The sequence below is a fragment of the Levilactobacillus yiduensis genome (assembly GCF_024718525.1).
GTDB lineage: Bacteria > Bacillota > Bacilli > Lactobacillales > Lactobacillaceae > Levilactobacillus > Levilactobacillus yiduensis.
This window is the reverse complement of the sequence record NZ_JAMXAZ010000013.1, coordinates 17131-34363: the sequence shown is the minus strand read 5'-3', so window position 1 is coordinate 34363 and position 17233 is coordinate 17131. Positions and strand designations below refer to the sequence as shown.

14 protein-coding genes are annotated in these 17233 nt (G+C 51.8%); 2 read left to right on the top strand and 12 right to left on the bottom strand.

The genetic code is table 11. The features are described 5' to 3' along the window. Positions 1 to 42: 42 nt before the first annotated feature. The 12 genes from rsmA to NGM66_RS08540 form a co-directional block, all read right to left on the bottom strand. On the bottom strand, positions 43 to 933 hold the full coding sequence (rsmA, locus tag NGM66_RS08595) for a 16S rRNA (adenine(1518)-N(6)/adenine(1519)-N(6))-dimethyltransferase RsmA (RefSeq protein WP_208910799.1): 891 nt from the start codon (positions 931 to 933) through the stop codon (positions 43 to 45). Next, a complete protein-coding gene (gene rnmV, locus NGM66_RS08590; protein ID WP_208910801.1) occupies positions 933 to 1496 on the bottom strand; it encodes a ribonuclease M5 in 564 nt (187 codons plus the stop codon). The genes rsmA and rnmV overlap by 1 nt, the downstream gene beginning before the upstream one ends. Next, positions 1483 to 2262 carry a TatD family hydrolase gene (locus NGM66_RS08585; RefSeq protein ID WP_208910802.1) on the bottom strand — a complete coding sequence of 260 codons (780 nt, stop codon included), beginning with the start codon at positions 2260 to 2262 and terminating at the stop codon, positions 1483 to 1485. The genes rnmV and NGM66_RS08585 overlap by 14 nt, the downstream gene beginning before the upstream one ends. A 653-nt stretch (positions 2263 to 2915) precedes the next feature. Further along, the gene (gene metG / locus NGM66_RS08580; protein WP_208910803.1) at positions 2916 to 4949 is read right to left on the bottom strand and encodes a methionine--tRNA ligase; all 2034 of its coding nucleotides are present in this window, start codon (positions 4947 to 4949) and stop codon (positions 2916 to 2918) included. A gap of 371 nt (positions 4950 to 5320) precedes the next feature. Continuing rightward, positions 5321 to 6166 (bottom strand): DUF72 domain-containing protein, encoded by an 846-nt coding sequence (locus tag NGM66_RS08575; protein WP_208910804.1) that lies wholly within the window; start codon positions 6164 to 6166, stop codon positions 5321 to 5323. A 335-nt stretch (positions 6167 to 6501) separates the two neighbouring features. After that, positions 6502 to 6828, bottom strand: coding sequence for a hypothetical protein (locus NGM66_RS08570; RefSeq protein ID WP_208910807.1), 327 nt, complete (start codon positions 6826 to 6828; stop codon positions 6502 to 6504). 5 nt (positions 6829 to 6833) lie between these two features. Further along, positions 6834 to 7538 carry an NAD-dependent protein deacylase gene (locus NGM66_RS08565; RefSeq protein WP_208910809.1) on the bottom strand — a complete coding sequence of 235 codons (705 nt, stop codon included), beginning with the start codon at positions 7536 to 7538 and terminating at the stop codon, positions 6834 to 6836. Between the two features lie 30 nt (positions 7539 to 7568). Further along, complete coding sequence (locus tag NGM66_RS08560) at positions 7569 to 8534, bottom strand: IpaB/EvcA family protein (protein WP_208910812.1); 966 nt, start codon at positions 8532 to 8534, stop codon at positions 7569 to 7571. Between the two features lie 15 nt (positions 8535 to 8549). Next, a complete protein-coding gene (locus NGM66_RS08555; RefSeq protein WP_208910814.1) occupies positions 8550 to 9812 on the bottom strand; it encodes a hydroxymethylglutaryl-CoA reductase, degradative in 1263 nt (420 codons plus the stop codon). A 12-nt stretch (positions 9813 to 9824) separates the two neighbouring features. Then, positions 9825 to 10745 (bottom strand): Ppx/GppA family phosphatase, encoded by a 921-nt coding sequence (locus tag NGM66_RS08550; protein ID WP_208910816.1) that lies wholly within the window; start codon positions 10743 to 10745, stop codon positions 9825 to 9827. Positions 10746 to 10765: 20 nt separating this feature from the next. Beyond that, positions 10766 to 11785, bottom strand: a complete 1020-nt coding sequence (gene trpS / locus NGM66_RS08545; protein ID WP_208910818.1) for a tryptophan--tRNA ligase — start codon at positions 11783 to 11785, stop codon at positions 10766 to 10768. 372 nt (positions 11786 to 12157) lie between these two features. After that, positions 12158 to 13117 (bottom strand): alcohol dehydrogenase catalytic domain-containing protein, encoded by a 960-nt coding sequence (locus NGM66_RS08540; protein ID WP_209279983.1) that lies wholly within the window; start codon positions 13115 to 13117, stop codon positions 12158 to 12160. Positions 13118 to 14574: 1457 nt separating this feature from the next. On the opposite strand from NGM66_RS08540, the gene NGM66_RS08535 reads away from it, so the two are divergent. Together NGM66_RS08535 and NGM66_RS08530 are read left to right on the top strand one after the other, a co-directional pair. Next, positions 14575 to 15258 (top strand): hypothetical protein, encoded by a 684-nt coding sequence (locus NGM66_RS08535; RefSeq protein ID WP_208910820.1) that lies wholly within the window; start codon positions 14575 to 14577, stop codon positions 15256 to 15258. Between the two features lie 147 nt (positions 15259 to 15405). Next, positions 15406 to 17043: a hypothetical protein gene (locus NGM66_RS08530; RefSeq protein WP_208910822.1), complete on the top strand. Its 1638-nt coding sequence runs from the start codon at positions 15406 to 15408 to the stop codon at positions 17041 to 17043. Positions 17044 to 17233 lie beyond the last annotated feature (190 nt).

The following is a 17233-nucleotide window of genomic DNA, read 5'->3' as shown; positions in this document are numbered from 1 at the left end:
CACAACCCGCGTCAATCCGCAAGAATCCTCAATTGGTAAGGGTTACATAAGTCCTTCATTGTGGAAAGCGTTGGTTAATTCGATGAAATTTATCAAGGTTAGCCGTTCTGGCCGTAGTTGTCGGGAAATACCCGTTTGATTTAAAACTGTTTCGATTCGTTCGCGTACTTCTGGTTGCTTGCCAAAGATCCCCTGAAGATTGTTCCACAGGGACTTCCGCCGGTGGGCAAAGCATCCCTTAACAAAACCAAACAGGGCTTTGTCTTCGTACGGATTAACTGGCAGCGCCTCCCGTGGCGTCAAGCGGATGATGGCCGAATCCACGTTGGGTTGGGGAATGAAGGCCGTCCGCGGCACGTTGAAGGCCACCTCTACGTGCGCACGGTATTGCATGACCACAGACAGCGACCCGTACGCCTTGGTGCCTGGTTCAGCGACTAAGCGGTCGGCAACTTCCGCCTGCATCATGACCACGATGGCATCAAAATCCACCGTGCTCTGGAGCACACCCATGAGAATTGGCGTCGTGATGTAGTATGGCAGGTTGGCAATCAGCTTGATGGGATGGCCGGGTTCGAACTCGTTTTTTACCACGTCCGGTAAGTTGGCCTGCAAAATGTCTTCGTTGATGACTTTGACATTGTCGTAGTCCATCAGCGTTTCATCCAGCACGGGTAGCAGGTTTTCGTCGATTTCAAAAGCCACGACCTTGTGGGCCCGCTTGGCAATTTGTTCCGTCAGAGCACCGATCCCGGGGCCGATTTCAATGACGTTGTCTTGGTCGGTCACATCCCCTGCGGCCACGATATTCCGGAGAATATTCAGGTCGGACAGGAAGTTTTGGCCCAGACTCTTTTTCGCCACCAAATGGTACCGGTTCAGAATCGCTTTCGTTCGGGCTGGTGAACCAATTTCAGGGACTTCATTCTTCATTAATTTTCCTCCTTTGCCCGCACCTGCTTGAGGGCGGCAGCAAAATCAGCCGGCTGAATGCCAAACATCCGAAGCCGCTTTTCCAATTGCTTCCCGTTGACGTAGCCAATCTGAAGCAGCTCACCTAATTGTTCACGCCGTTCCTTGGCCCCGGGACCACCGATCAAGCCGGCCGCCATGAGGTCTTCGTGCGTGATCAAGGTCGGTGCAGCGGTCGTTTCCGTGTAAACGTGGTCAAGGGCCGCGCGAATAGCTTCAGGACTGGCGTGCTCGACACCCAATGACCCACCGGCCTTGTCCGGGCGCCCTTCCGCCTTGGGCAAAAAAGCATGCTTGGCGTTGGGGACGGCCTCGGCCACAATCTTACGAATCTTTTCACCGGAAAAGTCCGGATCCGTGAAAATGATGATACCACGTTGATCCGCTAATTTTTCAATCAGGGCCAACGTGTCGTCGTCAATCGCGGAACCGCGGGTCTCAATCGTATCGGCATTGACGGCGCGGTTGATCTGCTTGGTGTCATCCTTGCCCTCAACCACGAGGACTTCTTTAATCTTCTTCATTTATCTTGTAAAACTCCTCTGCGTTTTTAAACGTGGCGGCCGCGATGGCTTCCGGTGTGGTCTCGCGTTCCTTGGCAATCGCTTCGACCGTGTAGCGGGTAAAGCCGGGTTCATTTTGCTCGCCACGGTGGGGTTCCGGCGTCAAATACGGCGCGTCGGTCTCGACCATCATCACGTCAAGCGGCGTTGCGCGCACGGAATCGTGGACCTCATGCGCGTTCTTAAAGCTGGCCACGCCCGAATAGGAAATGTGCATGCCCAGGTCCAAGAACTTCTTCAGCCATTCGGGGTCGCCGTTAAAGCTGTGCATCACGCCCCCGATGTCGCGGATATCGGCGTCTTTGATGATGCGATAGGTATCCTCAAACGCATCCCGGTTGTGCACGGCAATGGGCTTGCCGACTTCCTTGGCAATGGCGATTTGTCGGGCAAAGACCTTGCGTTGGACGTCTTGGGGCGACGTATCCCAATGATAGTCCAGGCCAATCTCCCCCAACGCCACGACCCGATCATCGGCCAGTTGTTCTTCCAACAGCTTCTCGGCCGCGGCGTCGTAGTTCTTTGAGTCTTCCGGATGCCAACCGACCGCGGCATAGAGCTGCGGATACTGGTGGGCCAACTTAATGGCGTCGGCATTCAGCTGTGTGTTCGAGCCGATGTTGGTCATCTTGACCACGCCCAAGTCGGCCGCCCGCTTGAGGTAGCCGGGCACATCGTTGATGAACTCTTCGCTGTTCAAATGCGTATGCGAATCAAAGATTTTCATCTTGTTCTCCTTTTTTACTTTTTCTCTACTGTCTTGACTGGCCGCCTTGCCGTCCGCCAAATATGGGTCGTGTCGCTGTGGGCGGACCGGACCGAGCCTGAGAGGCGGTCTCGGCCTCGCTTTGAGCCGAAGAACACGTCTCAAAGACGCCAGTTTCCTAAGCGGGCAAAGACCACCCGCTAAGGGAACTCCCACGGCTGAACCCATATTTGGCGGACTATCGGCTACAGAAGTGCTTGCCAGTAACAACTTGCTTAGCCCCCTGCAGCAGCTACTTTACCAACCAACTCCACTAGGCCCAACACAGCGTTACTGATAAGCACTAGCTTGCCGGAGGCAGCCAGGGTGGAGCCAGCTGTGTCGACGGTGTTGGCTGAGGTCTTTTCTCAGCCTACACCGTGGGACGACTTGGAAGACTGGCGAACTTTGCCAGACTTTCAAGCGAACCGGAAGACCGCCCCTCAGGCTGGAGGTGTTCCCCAGAGCAGGTGGAACCCTGGCAGCCGCAGGCATCTGGGCTCGCCAGCCTAGATTTTCGCGGAACGGTAAGGCGGACAGCACCTGTGTTCGTCAGCACCAAGGCATTTACAACAAAACGCGGTCGGCGTCTCATCGATCCGCCGCCCACGTTTTGGTTATGGTTTCTTCAATTACTAGCTAACGTCTGAGCCGTTAACCATGCTGTCTGGCAGCGTCAAGAGTTGGACTTGACCGTCGTGTTCGGCGGACAATAACATCCCTTGGCTGACCTGACCGCGCATCTTCCGCGGCTTCAAGTTGGCCACGATAACGACCTTCTTGCCAACCAGTTCTTGTGGTTCTGGATACCATTGGGCGATTCCGGACAGAATTTGCCGGGTACCTTGATCACCAGCGTCCAATTGGAACTTCAACAGTTTGTCGGCCCCTTCAACGTGGTCGACCGCCTTGACTTCAGCGACTCGCAGTTCGATCTTTTCGAATTTATCGAACCGAATCTCGGGCTTGTTCAGCGTCAAGTCGCCGGCTTCGTCAGCTGCGGCAGCCTGTTGGGCTTCGGCCTTCGCCGCCATGGCAGCGCGGCCCTTGGTCTTTTCAGACTTGGTCATTTGTCCCTGGATGAAGTCGACTTCTTCTTGCACGTCGATCCGAGGGAAGATTGGCGTCCCTTTGGCCACAACCTGTTTGCCAGCTGGTAAATCAGCCAACTTCAAGTCGGTCATGCGTAGCGTAGCTGGGTCCAGACCCAATTGGTCAAAGATTTCCTTTGGCGCATGGGTCATGACTGGACTGATCAGCGTCGCAATGACCCGCAGACTAGCGGCCAAATGCGCCATGACTGCAGATAGGTCGGCAGCCTTACTGTCGTCTTTAGCCAAGTTCCACGGTTCCGTTTCGTCGATGTACTTGTTGGTCCGCGAAACCAGCTTCCAAATTTCGGCCAGCGCGTCAGCAAAGTGCATCTTGTCCATCAACTCACGATAGTTGGCGATAACCGTTTCTGCCGTGGCTTCGAGGTCGGCGTCAAAGGCCGTGACCCCTGCCTTGAATTCAGGTAACTTGCCGTCTTCGTACTTGTTGATCATAGCAACAGTCCGGTTCAACAGGTTCCCCAAGTCGTTGGCCAAGTCGTAGTTCAAGCGGTCAACGAAGTCTTCGGGCGTAAACGTCCCATCGTTGCCATAAGGCATGGCGCGCATCAGGTAGTACCGCAGCGCGTCCAAGCCGTAGCGGTCAACCAGCGTTTCAGGGTAAATGACGTTCCCTTTAGACTTGGACATCTTGCCGTCCTTCATCAATAACCAGCCGTGCGCAAACAATTCGTCTGGGGCTTCGATACCCAAGGCGTGCAGCACGATTGGCCAGTAAATGGAGTGGAACCGGACGATTTCCTTACCGACCATTTGGACATTAGCGGGCCAGAACTTCTTGAAGAGGCTCTCGTCGTCGCTGGTGTAGCCCAAGGCCGTGATATAGTTGAGCAACGCGTCGATCCACACGTAGACCACGTGCTTGGGGTTGCTCTTGACCGGCACACCCCAGGTAAAGGTGGTCCGGGATACGGCGAGGTCTTCCAAGCCAGGCTTGATGAAGTTGTTGATCATTTCGGTCATCCGTGATTCTGGTTGGATGAAGTGGGGATGGCTGTGGTAGAAGTCCAGCAGCCAATCGGCGTACTTACTCATCTTGAAGAAGTACGACTGTTCCTTGACCAATGAGACTTCGTGGCCAGAAGGTGCCTTCCCACCAATGACCTTACCGTTGTCATCACGGTAGACTTCGGCCAATTGCGTTTCGGTAAAGTACTCTTCGTCGTCCTCGGAGTACCAACCTTCGTATTCACCCAGGTAAATGTCGCCCTGCTTCAACAGGCGTTCGAAAACTTCTTGAACGGCCGCCACGTGTTGCTTGTCGGTGGTCCGAATGAATTTATCATTAGAAATTTCCAACGTCTTCCACAGTTGCTTGATGCCCTTGGCCATGCCATCCACGTATTCTTGGGGCGTTTGACCTTGTGATTGGGCCTTGTCTTCGATCTTCAGACCGTGTTCATCGGTCCCGGTCAAGAAGAAAACGTCATAACCGTTGCTGCGCTTGTAACGTGCGACCACGTCACAGGCAATCGTGGTGTAAGAGTTACCGATATGTAGCCGCCCAGACGGGTAGTAGATCGGCGTCGTAATGTAAAAACTTGGTTTGTCTGCCATAAAATAAAAGCCTTCCCTCGCTCTAAATTGTTCCGTGATTATCGGGTTAATTTTCATTGTAAATTCTAATCAAGTATAGCATAAACCCTGGGCGAGCCATAGCGCTAACCCGGGATTTTTGTCTAAGAAATCGTGTGTAGAAAAGCGAAAAGTACCCAACCAGTCTCCCGGCTGCGCACTTGGTTTTCGGGTGCCACCCGACCATCTATTCCGTCAGCAAGCTCCTGGCACAGTTACCTACCTGAAGATTGACAGATAGAAATCAGCTATAATCATTGTCATAACGCGACTTATAGCATTAAAACTGGTTGTTTATAGCTTCGTAGCGAGAACTTGCCGGACGCAGGCTTCAATTCAGCTAATCTTAGTCCCTAAAACAAATCCAACTGCTGCGGGGCCAGGTTCTGCCAGTGGAGGCCGAGAATCTCGCGGAGGCGTAACGCGTTGGGTGCCGCGTCCCGACCGGAATTGTTGTTGAAGATGACACAAACGTCCTTCGCCTGTGCATCCAACCGCTTGGCCAACGCCGCAAGCTCCTGTAGTTCTGCTTCCGAATAGCGGTACAAGGTCCGCGTCTTGCGCCAATCCTGCCCCTGGTTGAACCAGCCCTTGGCATTGCGTCCGTGAAGCCGGACCACCGCCAATTCTGGTGTCGTGACCATTTCCACCAACGGAATACCATCGTTTAAGTTGTGGGGCTCATCCGTCGTGACGTTAGTAAAGTGCAGCGACTTCAGGTAGGCCATGACGTCGGCCGTCATCCCCGGCGTGGCGAACCAGCTGGGGCTACGAAACTCCACGGCCACCGGCAAATCACCCATCAAGACCCGCACGTTGCGCAGATACTCGATGTTTGCCGTAGTCCGGTTGAAGAACGGCGGAAATTGGAACAGCACCGTCAATAATTTATGCGCCTTGATCAACGGCCAAATCGCCGAACGGAACTCCGTGAAGGCGGTATTACGGGCCACCTCATCATCGGCGTTCTGCCGGTCGTGACGCGTCATCACCTGGTTAGCCTTCAAAATATATTGAAAGCCATCCGGTACGGCCGCCTGCCATTTCTCAACCGTACTCTGGCGCGGAATACCGTAAAACGGCGTGTCCAACTCAACCACGGGCAGGTGCCCCGCGTATTCGCTGAGTGTTACCGGCCGCGTCTCACCGCCAATCAAGGCTGGATGTTCCGTCCAGGTAGTTAAACCAATCGTAATCATCCAATGCCCCCTTATCTTACGTGCAACTCAGTTAGCGTCTCATGTCAATCGCGCTGGCCGCCTGACCGTTCGCCCAATTTGGACCGTGACGCTGTGGGAAGGACCAACCCGACTAGCTGTGATATATCTCCGTAGCCGGAGTCCGTCAAATATGAGCTCAGCCGTGGGAGTTCCCTTAGCGGCACGATTCACGCCGGTTAGGGAACTGGCGACTTTGAGACGCGGTCTTTCGGCTCAAAGTCGAGGTGTCGAGACCGCCCTTCGGCTCGACCCGTCCGCCCACAGCGTTCCGGCTCATATTTGACGGATGGGAGGCGGCCAGCTTAGTCAGCACTTCACTTAAACCGTTCAAACTGCTTGATCAGCTCAGCTTCCGGCGTGGACAGCCGCCCACTGAGCTGGCCAATCAGACGTTTGCCGGTCAAGCGGTCATTGTAGCGAATCCCCGTCACACACAGGTCGATCAACGCAAAGAGTGCCGTGACCAACACCGCTTGGCTGCGGGCAAAGCTGGCGTTGAAGAGCGTCACGATTTGCCCGCTGAAGGCCAGTTGGAGAATCCCATAAATGACCAGCGTATCCGGAATCAGCTGGAGCACGCTCAGCAAGCGCAGCCGGCGAACCAGGTTGCGCAGTTGACGAATGACTTCTTGATGGCTCATCAGCGTTACCCCCGAACTTGCAGGTCGTTGAAGAACGTGGTGGCTTCGGCCTGCACCATGTCGTAGTCAAAGCCCAGATCTAACTTTTCTTGATTGACGACCACGACTTTGGCCGCCGAATTGCGGTAATCCAACAGCCCAGCGAACGGATAGACCCGCATGGAGGTACCGACGATGACGACCAAATCTGCTTGATTCATCGCCGCCACGGACCGTTGAATATTTAACTCGTTGAGTCCCTCATCATACAACACGACATCCGGCCGTAACCAGCCGCCGTCCACGTCATGGTGCGGGTCCTTCAAATAGTCTTGCCACGGGACCTGTGCGCCGCAGACCTGACAGTAGACACGATACATGTTGCCGTGAAATTCGACCAAATGCTTGGTGTCGGCCACGTTGTACAGGTTATCGATATTTTGCGTGATGACCGTCGCGCGGTCTTGACGGGTCAACGCCGCTTGCTTTTCATGAATGACATTGGGCTTGGCGTCCGGATGGTACAGGTTTTGCTTCACGTAGTCGTAAAAGACTTCTGGTTCCTGTGCCAGACAGGCGTGACTCAAATAATACTCGGCGTTGCGGTGCCCGGTGTACAGGCCGTTTTTCGACCGGTAATCCGGAATCCCCGACGGCGTCGAAACGCCCGCACCCGTAAGAAATACGATGTGCTTGGCTTGGTCAAAGGTTGCTTGTAAGCTCGCTTCCATCCCCATCATCCCTTCTGTGAATGCTAACTGTTAACGTAAAATATAAGGCATCTTCAATTGCTTAAATAAATCTTCCACGGTCATACTGTAGATCTTGGTGTAGTACTCTGGCGTATCATCCTTAGGCGCTGGTGACGGCAACACGAAGGCGTTTTGTTCATCCGCCTTGTTAAAACCGACGTACCCCCGCCGTTGCGTGGTCTTCTCGTGCATATCGGAATGGTACAGTTCAAAGATCTGCTTGACCTGTAAGCCCAGTTGTCGTTTGGACAAGACACTGGTCAGCGTGGTGAACTCGGTGTTGTGTAAAGCGGGCAGGCTCCAGGCTTCCAGTTGTTCGTCGAAGGCCTTGAAGAGCTTGACCACGTTACGTCGCAGGCTAAATGGCGAGTCGACCGGCTTGGCCGTGATTACTGCGTACAGCTTTTGCGCAGCGGCAAAGCTGATTGGGTAGTCGCGCGTGAACTGGTCCATGATGGCCTGGTCGTCGGTCCCAAAGAAGACCAGCGCATCCAACAGCGTCAAGGTCCGCAACGTCATTTCATCATCGACTGGCGTTGGTTCTGGCTTGATGGTGGCCGTGACTCCCTTCAAGTATAGGTCCTTGATGTGGTCGTCGATCAAATGATGCTTGCGTTGTTCGCTGACCACCACAATGTGACTCACGATGTCGTAGAGCTCGGTGCCCATGATCATTAGTTGTTCATCCAATGCAGGTTGGCCCGTGGTCAATGAGAAGAAGACTTGGGGGAAGCCGGACAGAATCATCAATAAATGTAGCAGTTCGTGGGACGCCGTGTAGTTGGGCGCCGTCAGATCAGCTACCTGAATGGCAATGTCCTTGCCCATTTGCATCTGTTGGGCTTGGTCATGCCGCACGAAGCCGGCTTGAAGTTCGCCGATCATTTGGACGGTGACCTTGCCGGGATACAGGGCATTGACTTGGTCTAATAAATCTTGTACTGTGTCGTTCAATTCAACATCTTTTGCTTGCATGCGCGTTCAATTCCCCTATTTCTTTAAATTTGCTTGACGGACCGCCTGAAGCGCCGCCGTTGCCTGGGCCATCGTCGGTTGCGTGATGGTTGCCAGGCGTTGGACCACTGCCGGTAATTCGGCCGGAGTCGCGCCCACGGACAGGGCCAGCGACTTGCGCTGAAGTGACATGTGGCCGCGCTGAATCCCGTCGGTCACGAGTGCACGCAGAGCCGCCACGTTTTGGGCTAACCCTACGGCCGCCGTGACACCCATAAGTTGCCGGGCGCTGGTGACCTGGGCCAATTGTTGGTTGACCTTGACTAGCGGCAAGACCCGCGTGGCCCCACCGACGAAGCCTAACGCCAGTGGTACCGTCAGCTCGCCGTGGAGCTGGTCATCACGGACCCACCAGCGACTCAGGCCTTGATACTGGCCATTTCGGCTGGCATAGGCGTGGACACCGCTTTCCACGGCACGCCAATCATTGCCCATGGCCAAGACCACGGCGTCGATGCCATTCATGATGCCCTTGTTGTGGGTCACCGCGCGGTACGGGTCGACCTGGGCAAAGTCACTGGCCGCCGCAATCCGTTGGGCGACCGTGGCCCCGGCAGTGGTCTTGGTCTGCAATTGCGCCACCGGTACGCAACAGCTGGCCGTGACCAGACTGTGCGTGGCGTAATTGCTTAAAATACTCATTAAAATATCGTTGTCGCGGTGCAGCTTGATGTCGGCCGCCACCGCTTCGGTCAGCGTATTGACCAGGTTGGCCCCCATGGCCTCGCCCACGTCAATGAACAGGTCCAGGGATACCCAATCCGGCGGCAATTGCCGAATCCGTAACGACCGAGTGCCCCCACCGTGCGTCAATAGACTGGGATGGGCCGCGTCAGCCACCTGGCGTAACCGTTGCTGGTTGGCCGTTAACCAGGCCACCAAATCAGCGGGGTTCGCTACGTGATCAAAGACGATCTGGCCCATCAGCTCACGCCGCGTAATCGTCGTGGTGATGCCGGTGTCACTCGTCAACAGGCGCCCACCATTACTAGCCGCCGCAATCACCGAGGGCTCCTCGGTCACCATCGGCACAGTCAGGTCGTGGCCATCCACTCGCAGGTTGACCGCCACGCCCTCGGGTAAGCCGTAGGTCGTTAAATAGTTTTCAATCAAGTCCTCATCAGCCGTTGCCCGATGTGCCGCCAGCGTATCCAGTTGTGCTGGGGTCAGGTGACTGTGCGTCGCCAAACGCTGGCGGCGCGCCTCATAGGGCAGACGGTAAAAAGGTTGTGGACGCATAGGTCAGCCTCCTTAACGTTGGCTCAGGTATTCAGAAATGATGCCTTCGCGCACGCCACTCTCGGAAAAGACGACCCGATCGGAATCGAGCATCTGGAGTAGCGTGACTAGGGGCAACATCCCCCCGATAATAATATCAGCTCGTTCGCTCTCCAGGCCAGAGATTCGCTTGCGCTCGTTGAGTGGTACGCGTAACAAGCGTTCGAAGGTCTTCATGACCTGGCCGGTGGTCAACCGGTAGCCGTGGATATTTTCCACGTGCAAGATCTTTTGCTGCTGGCGGTTCATCCGGGCCAACGTCCGGTTAGCGCCGCCCAGCAGGACCAGCGGTAGATGTTTGGCATCATTGAGCCACCAAATATCTTGGAGCCGCTCGCGCAAGAAGACCTGCGCGGAGAAGAGGTCGACCGCGGTGACCCGGTCATCCAGCCGGAATTGTTCCGACAGGTTGACCGCGCCAAAGGGGACACTGATCAGATTGGCGTCGCGCCCGTCCTTGACGTGGACCAGCTCACAGCTGGCACCACCGGTATCGAGTAGCAGACAGTCCTTGATCTTCAGCCGATTCACGGCTCCCAGGTAGTCGTAGTAGGCCTCCTGGTCGCCGGACAACACTTCTAACTCAATGTTTGTCGCGGCCGCAACACGTTTTAGAAACTCATCGCGGTTTCGCGCCTGCCGGACCGCCGCCGTGGCAATTCCACGGACAATCAGGTGTGGCAACTGCTCGTAGTACGGTCGAAACGACTTGAGGGCCGCAATCGTCCGGTCCATGGCCTTGGGTTGGAGAATCTTCTCCGGCCCCATGCCTTCGGACAACCGGCTATCTGCCTTGACCCGGTTCACCTCGCGATACGTCCCGTCATCATGCAGTTCGTTGACGGCCATCCGCACTGAATTTGAGCCTAAATCAACAATTGCTAGATTTTGCATGGTGCATCCCCCATTTCAGCTTAGCCGAAGTAGTCGATGCCAATCGCGTGCCGGACTTCGTGTAACGTCTGTGCGGCCACTTGGTTAGCCTTTTCACTACCTTGCTTTAAGATGTCATAAACAGCGCCTTCGTCAGCCGCAAAAGCCTCGCGCCGTTCACGGATCGGTTGGAGCTTGGCTTGTAAGACTTCGTTTAAATACCGCTTAATCTTAACATCCCCGAGGCCACCGTGCTGGTATTGTGCCTTGAGTTCTTCGACGTGGTCGCGGTCTTCGGCGAAGATGTCCAGGTACGTGAAGACGGTGTTGCCTTCGATGTGGCCTGGATCTTCGATGTGCACGTGCTCTGGGTCGGTGTACATGGACATGACCTTCTTTTGAATCGTGTCGGCACTGTCGCCCAGGTAAATGGCGTTGTCCAAGGACTTGCTCATCTTGGCGTTGCCATCGAGGCCAGGAATCCGGCCTTGGCCCTTAGGTGGGAAGTAGCCTTCGGGTTCGACCAGAATTTCTTGTTGGTAAATACTGTTGAAGCTCCGCACGATTTCGCGGGTCTGTTCCAGCATAGGCTCTTGGTCTTCGCCCACGGGCACCGTGTCGGCCTTGAATGCCGTGATATCAGCGGCTTGGCTGACGGGGTAGATGAAGAAGCCAGCGGGCACACTTTCACCAAAGGCCTTTTGCTTGATCTCGTTCTTGACCGTTGGGTTCCGGTTCAACCGGGAAACGGAGACCAGGTTCAAGTAAGCCATCGTCAGTTCGTTCAATGCTGGAATCTGGGATTGAACCAGAATCGTTGACTTGGCAGGGTCAATGCCCACGGCCAGGTAGTCCAAAGCCACTTGTAACAGACTGTGGCGAATCTTTTCGGGATCGCGTGCGTTGTCGGTCAAAGCCTGCATGTCGGCAATCATGATGTAGGTATCGTAATCGCCGGTGTTCTGCAGTGCCACCCGGTTCTTCAATGACCCCACGTAATGCCCAATATGGAGCTTACCCGTTGGTCGGTCACCAGTTAAAATCACGTGTTTTTTACTCATTAAACGTATTCTCCTTTTCTAAAAAGGCGCCCCATTGGCCAATGCCAATAGGACGCTCCTGCGCGGTACCACCTAATTTGTGGCCATCTATGACCACCACTTTTGTCAATAACGGTGACGCCGCGATAAGTATTTATCGATTTGGTTAAAAATTGCTTGACCCACTTCGACCGTAAAACCGTTTCAGCTCGGGCGGTTTTTCTCTGGGATTGGCCTACTTTTATCAAGTTCCATTCCCTTATTTTAGTGGTTTTCCAGCGTAAAGTAAACTGGTATCTGCCACAAAGATTTTTATCGTTCAGGGCTCACAACACGCGTCCCCCTGAACGCCCACCGTTGTGCGAAAGCTGGGGCTGATTGGGTCTTGCCCAACTAGTCTTGCGTCGCAATCAACCGACCAGTGACGCCCCCCTGACGTAGCCTTTCCAAGCCTTGGTCGATCTGACTGAAGTCGATGGTCGTGAGCGTGGGTTTAACTTGGCCCTTGGACAGCGCGTCGTAACAAAAGGCAATGTCCGAGTTGTCGCCGCCCATGCTGCCGACGAGTTGGGCACGCTTCATGATCAAGTCCCAGGTACTGATAGTCGAATGGAGAATGCCCATCCCCACCACAACGACCTTGCCACCAGGCGCCACAACGGACAACGCGTGGGCCGTCGTCGTGTCAAAGCCCGCGAAATCAACGATCAGATCAGGCGCGATGTCTTTCATTTCGCTAACATCGTCAAAGATACCCTTGCAGCCCATGGCCTGGGCCATCTGCTTGGCTTCAGGTTTGGGGTCTGCGGCGTAAACCTCACAGCCGGCCGCAATCGCCAGTTGTGCGCCAAAGTCGCCGATACCACCAATCCCGATGATGCCGACCTTCATGCCCGCCTGCGCGCCACCGACGCCAAAGATGGCCCGATGAGACGTCATGCCGGCATCCGTTGCCGCAGCACCGTCAATGAATGACACGTTGTCGGGCAGTGGAATCAATTCCGTTTGTGGGACGACCAGTTTGTTGGCGTAAGCGCCGTCAACCACACCACCGATGGAGACCTGCGTATCTGGGTCAATCGGGCACACCCCAACGCGGTCACCCGGCTTGAACTTGCTCACGCCGGCGCCGACCGATTCGATAACCCCGGCGCATTCGTGACCCAGAATCACGGGCGGCTGAACCAAGTCCATCCAGCCCGGATCATCCATGATGGTCACATCCGTGTGACAGAGTCCAGACGCCTTGATGTCAACGACGACCTGACCCGCTGCCGCCTCGGGATCGGCGACCTCAACCAGTTGCAGTGGTGCGTGTGTCTTCGTAAATTGCCAGCCTTGCATAGCGTTCATCCTTTCACGTGCTGATTGCGGTGGCGTGGCTCCTGTTCTATGTAAATGATGCGTGGTTTTCACAGGACGCCAGCTACCTTACACTTAGCCTAACATAAATCGGCATCTTTATGTAAGCGTTTTCCTATTTAATTGTACAAAATTTTTCTTTCGTTGGCTCGCGTAATAATGGCGCCTTTTGCTCATTTCCCAGATTTATTCTGCTATCCCTGAAGCTAGAATGGCAGTTTCCTTAGATATTGGCAGTCTCTGCTATTTACCTGGGAGTCGTGTGAATTTTAACGTTTAAGTCTAACGCATTATCTTTTAGTCTCATGAGGTACGGTAAAAGAATAAACTACGCGAAAAATATGAAATCCCTTTAACAATGGCAACCTGCGTCGATCTGGACGTCTGCTTACGGCTAGCGTCAGTGACTGCTGGTGACGGCGGTTGACTGCCGAAATGTCCGACCACTGCCCATCCCCGAGAATACTGCGGAAACATTACGGATGCCTGCCGAAAACTTAGGATTGCTGACGACCGAATACACCCAATTTAGTTTGCCACTCAACCTTAACTGTCATTAGTTGAATCACTGGGTAACATGATGGTTGTTTTAACTATCAGTTTTAAAGACATCAGGTTCGCTCGCTGTAACTGCCACAACCCTCAGCTAATCCTGTGATGATCTGCCGTTTTGGCACGATTGCTGAATTTTCCGGGACAACTGGGTAACTTGATAATCATTTCGACAGTTAATTCCGAAACTATTAGGGTCACCCGCCATAACTAACACAACCTTCGGCTAATTCCATGATGACCTGCCATTCCAGCACAATGACTTAGTTTTCTGGAATCTTTGATCACCCCGTCCCCAATCAATCATGATCAATTGAAGTAATCCTTGAATTTTATCTTCAAATTTTTGAGAATCTCCCAGGAAAGTTGGGGGACCGCTTCCGGAATTCCGGACTGTCCATGGGTTTAGACTTAATGGATAACTGGTTAAATGACATGACTCCTGACTGAATTGACTGAATACATTGCCTACTAGATGAGAGTCCCTTCTCAATCGAGATTTGGACATCCCGGGTTTCCGGGTCTACCACTACTCCTGATGACCCAACAACTTCTCACGAACCCACGATTGAAGATGTGGTTATCTAGGTAATTCTGACCAGTCCCTGACCTGTACCTCCGAGCCTCAACCAATCAGGGGTATTAACACTATCAGTACCATCACACGTCTCACACCAACACGACTCCCCACTCACCGACACGTTCATCAACTAAGTATGTTCCAACACGATTAACAACATGATTAACAACTTAATTATCACAAATTATGAACAAGGGGTTTGCAAACCAGGTAACACGGGGTATAGTTATCATGTTGGTCAATGAGGCCGACCCAAGAATAACAAACAAAACTAAACTTAAACAACAAGAAACTTGAATTTGAAAGGAAGATAACAATGATTAAAAACAAAGTAATGACTTCAATCATGGTTGCCTCAGCAACCTTAGGCTTAGCTCTAGTAATCCCAACATTTACCGGGTCTAACCAAGTGTCAGCTCAAGCCTCTGGTGGGTATACTTACGAAGGGAAGACTTATAAAACTGAAAAAGAAGTAGAAGCTGCGGTAAATAAAACACTGACCTCATCTCAAAAGAAAGCAATTGCTCAAGATAAAAAGGAAGACTCAGCAGATAATAAGGCAGCAGTGGCAAGCATTCCTAAGGGTAAGTTACGTAAAGTATCAACCAAGAAGTCAACCACAAAGAAAACAACTAAGAAGAAAGCCACAAAGAAATATGCTTACAAAGTATCAAAGTTAACTTCAAAGAAAACTAAGTCAAATAAGTATGTTAAGGTCAATGGAACTATCAAGGTAAGTACCAAGTCATTAGCTGCTAAGCACCATGCAAAATGGGCTCGGATTACCACATACAAGGGGTATAAGTATGTTCGGTTAAGTAAGAAAGGTACTTTCAAGAAGACCATTAAGGCGCCTAAAGCTAAACACACTTGGGCTAAAGCTGGGTACTACACTAAGAAAGTTAAGAATGGTAAAGTTGTCAAGAAACATGGTAAGATTGTTTACACCTTCCACCTACTTTCATCATCAAAGAAAGTTACTGTGAAAGCATACAAGTAACAAATCAAACATTACATCATCAAATATTGAATTACCTAAGAGTCCGTGATTATTTGCGGACTCTTTTTTGCATAGTCTGAGTAACATCAGGATTACATAGTGGACATTGATGGGTTTTCATATCGAACCAGTTGGGGTATTAGACCGATGGCTTCGAGTACTGAGGGTTACCATCAAAATTTTCATAATAAAACAAAAGAAAGAAGAGAGGTTTTAAGTATGTCATATAAAATACCACTGCTAACGGCAACTTTAATGACGTTAGGTACTGTTGGTCTAACGATGACTCAACCTACCCAAGCAAATGCTAGTAGCTTTTCTAATGCAACCAAAGGTGGTCCAAACTATACTACGTATTATACTGAATTAACAAAAAGTGGATATGCCTATAGAACTAAACGGGGTAAAATTGATTTTTCTTCAAGTCCTTCACCGTATTTCACACCCCTGTGGTCCAAAAGTACCAAAGCTAAAATGATTAGGGGAACCAAAGGAACCAATACATACGGCGGTGGTCCACAGTTCTCAGCTAACAAGAACTCAGGATACTTTTACAAATTAAGTAGTAATCCAGCTATTCGTTATACTAATGTTGGGAAATTTGATGGTAAACAAACTGATATGATTATTCAAATGAAGGGGTATTCTGGTCAAAAGTTAAAAGAGACTATAGGTGGTGCTGGAACATCTTATGCTAAGCAAACCGTTGTCTTCATGACTAACAAATTTGGGGTAGCCACTCCAAAAAAGTACGTAGGCGGGGCAAAAGCTCGTGTTGGAAAATCATATAAAAATGCCCCTGGTATGAACGCCCATGCTTCCCACGCCGATTTTACAATCCGCATAGTAAAACATGGTACTAACACCAATGTAAAGGCAGATGCCGACCATACTATTGGACTTGGATTTATGGAAATTGAACCAGCATATATGAAGTCTGGGGGAAAACGTCATTATAGTTTGGGTCAACGAGTTATGACTTACGATACTCCAGTTCAAGTAGGTAACTACACAACTAAGGCTGGTAAATCAAACATTGACCGAGAGTTCGGTTCTTATGGGGTATTAAAACTTAAGGATGATTCTTCATTTCCATCAACATATTTCACTAAAAAGGGAACTGGTAGAGATTATACTGATTTCGGTGGACCTCAAGTCAAAAACTCGGCATTAGCTGTTTATAAAACTTCATCAATTGGGATTAGTTGGCGTGGTCATGCACCATATACCGATTTACTCGATATAAACGGTATGAAACTTCCTAAGTCTCCTCAACCTCAACCCTCCCCCAAGAAATATGTTGGTCCCCAATCAGCCAAGCCGTCAACCTATTCTGCAACCAAGTCAGCATTAGTTGATTACACCAAGACTTTCAGTTGGAAGATTCAACAAAAAACGAAGAAGGCTTCCTACTCTGGTAAGGGGTATACCATTACTGACAAACTCCCGGCAGGCACGACAATTGATTCGGTTACGGCTCCTAAGGGGTGGTCCAAGTCAGTTTCTGGGAATAACGTCACATTCAAAGCCACTACCAACGTCTACAAAGCGGCCAAGACTTACAATTTCTATGTTGTCTCCAAAACCACTAAGGCTCAAGCGCTGAAACGCACCAGTTTCAACAACCATGTCACTTCCAAACGAAAGGTATCCTCAAGTAAGTGGCAATCCAAAAATTCCAACACTGCCAAATGGACATTGAAGAACCAGTCAATCAAGGGGTATTTCATTGATTTCGATCACCATGACCACGCTGTCGCCAAGGCCGCTACCTGCCGCAAGTGAGTTAAGTTTTTTTCAGGCCGGGGTGTCAGAGGGGTATTGCACTTCCCCCATTCACAGATTTTGCGATTGTGGTGTAACCCTACAAAAATCATGTTTGCTAGTCCTCCCAGTCAAGTAAGATTGATTGACACGGCCCCCAATAATGACTAAACTTGTTAGGCACTTTAGTCTACCCAAAGGAGGCGGTCAT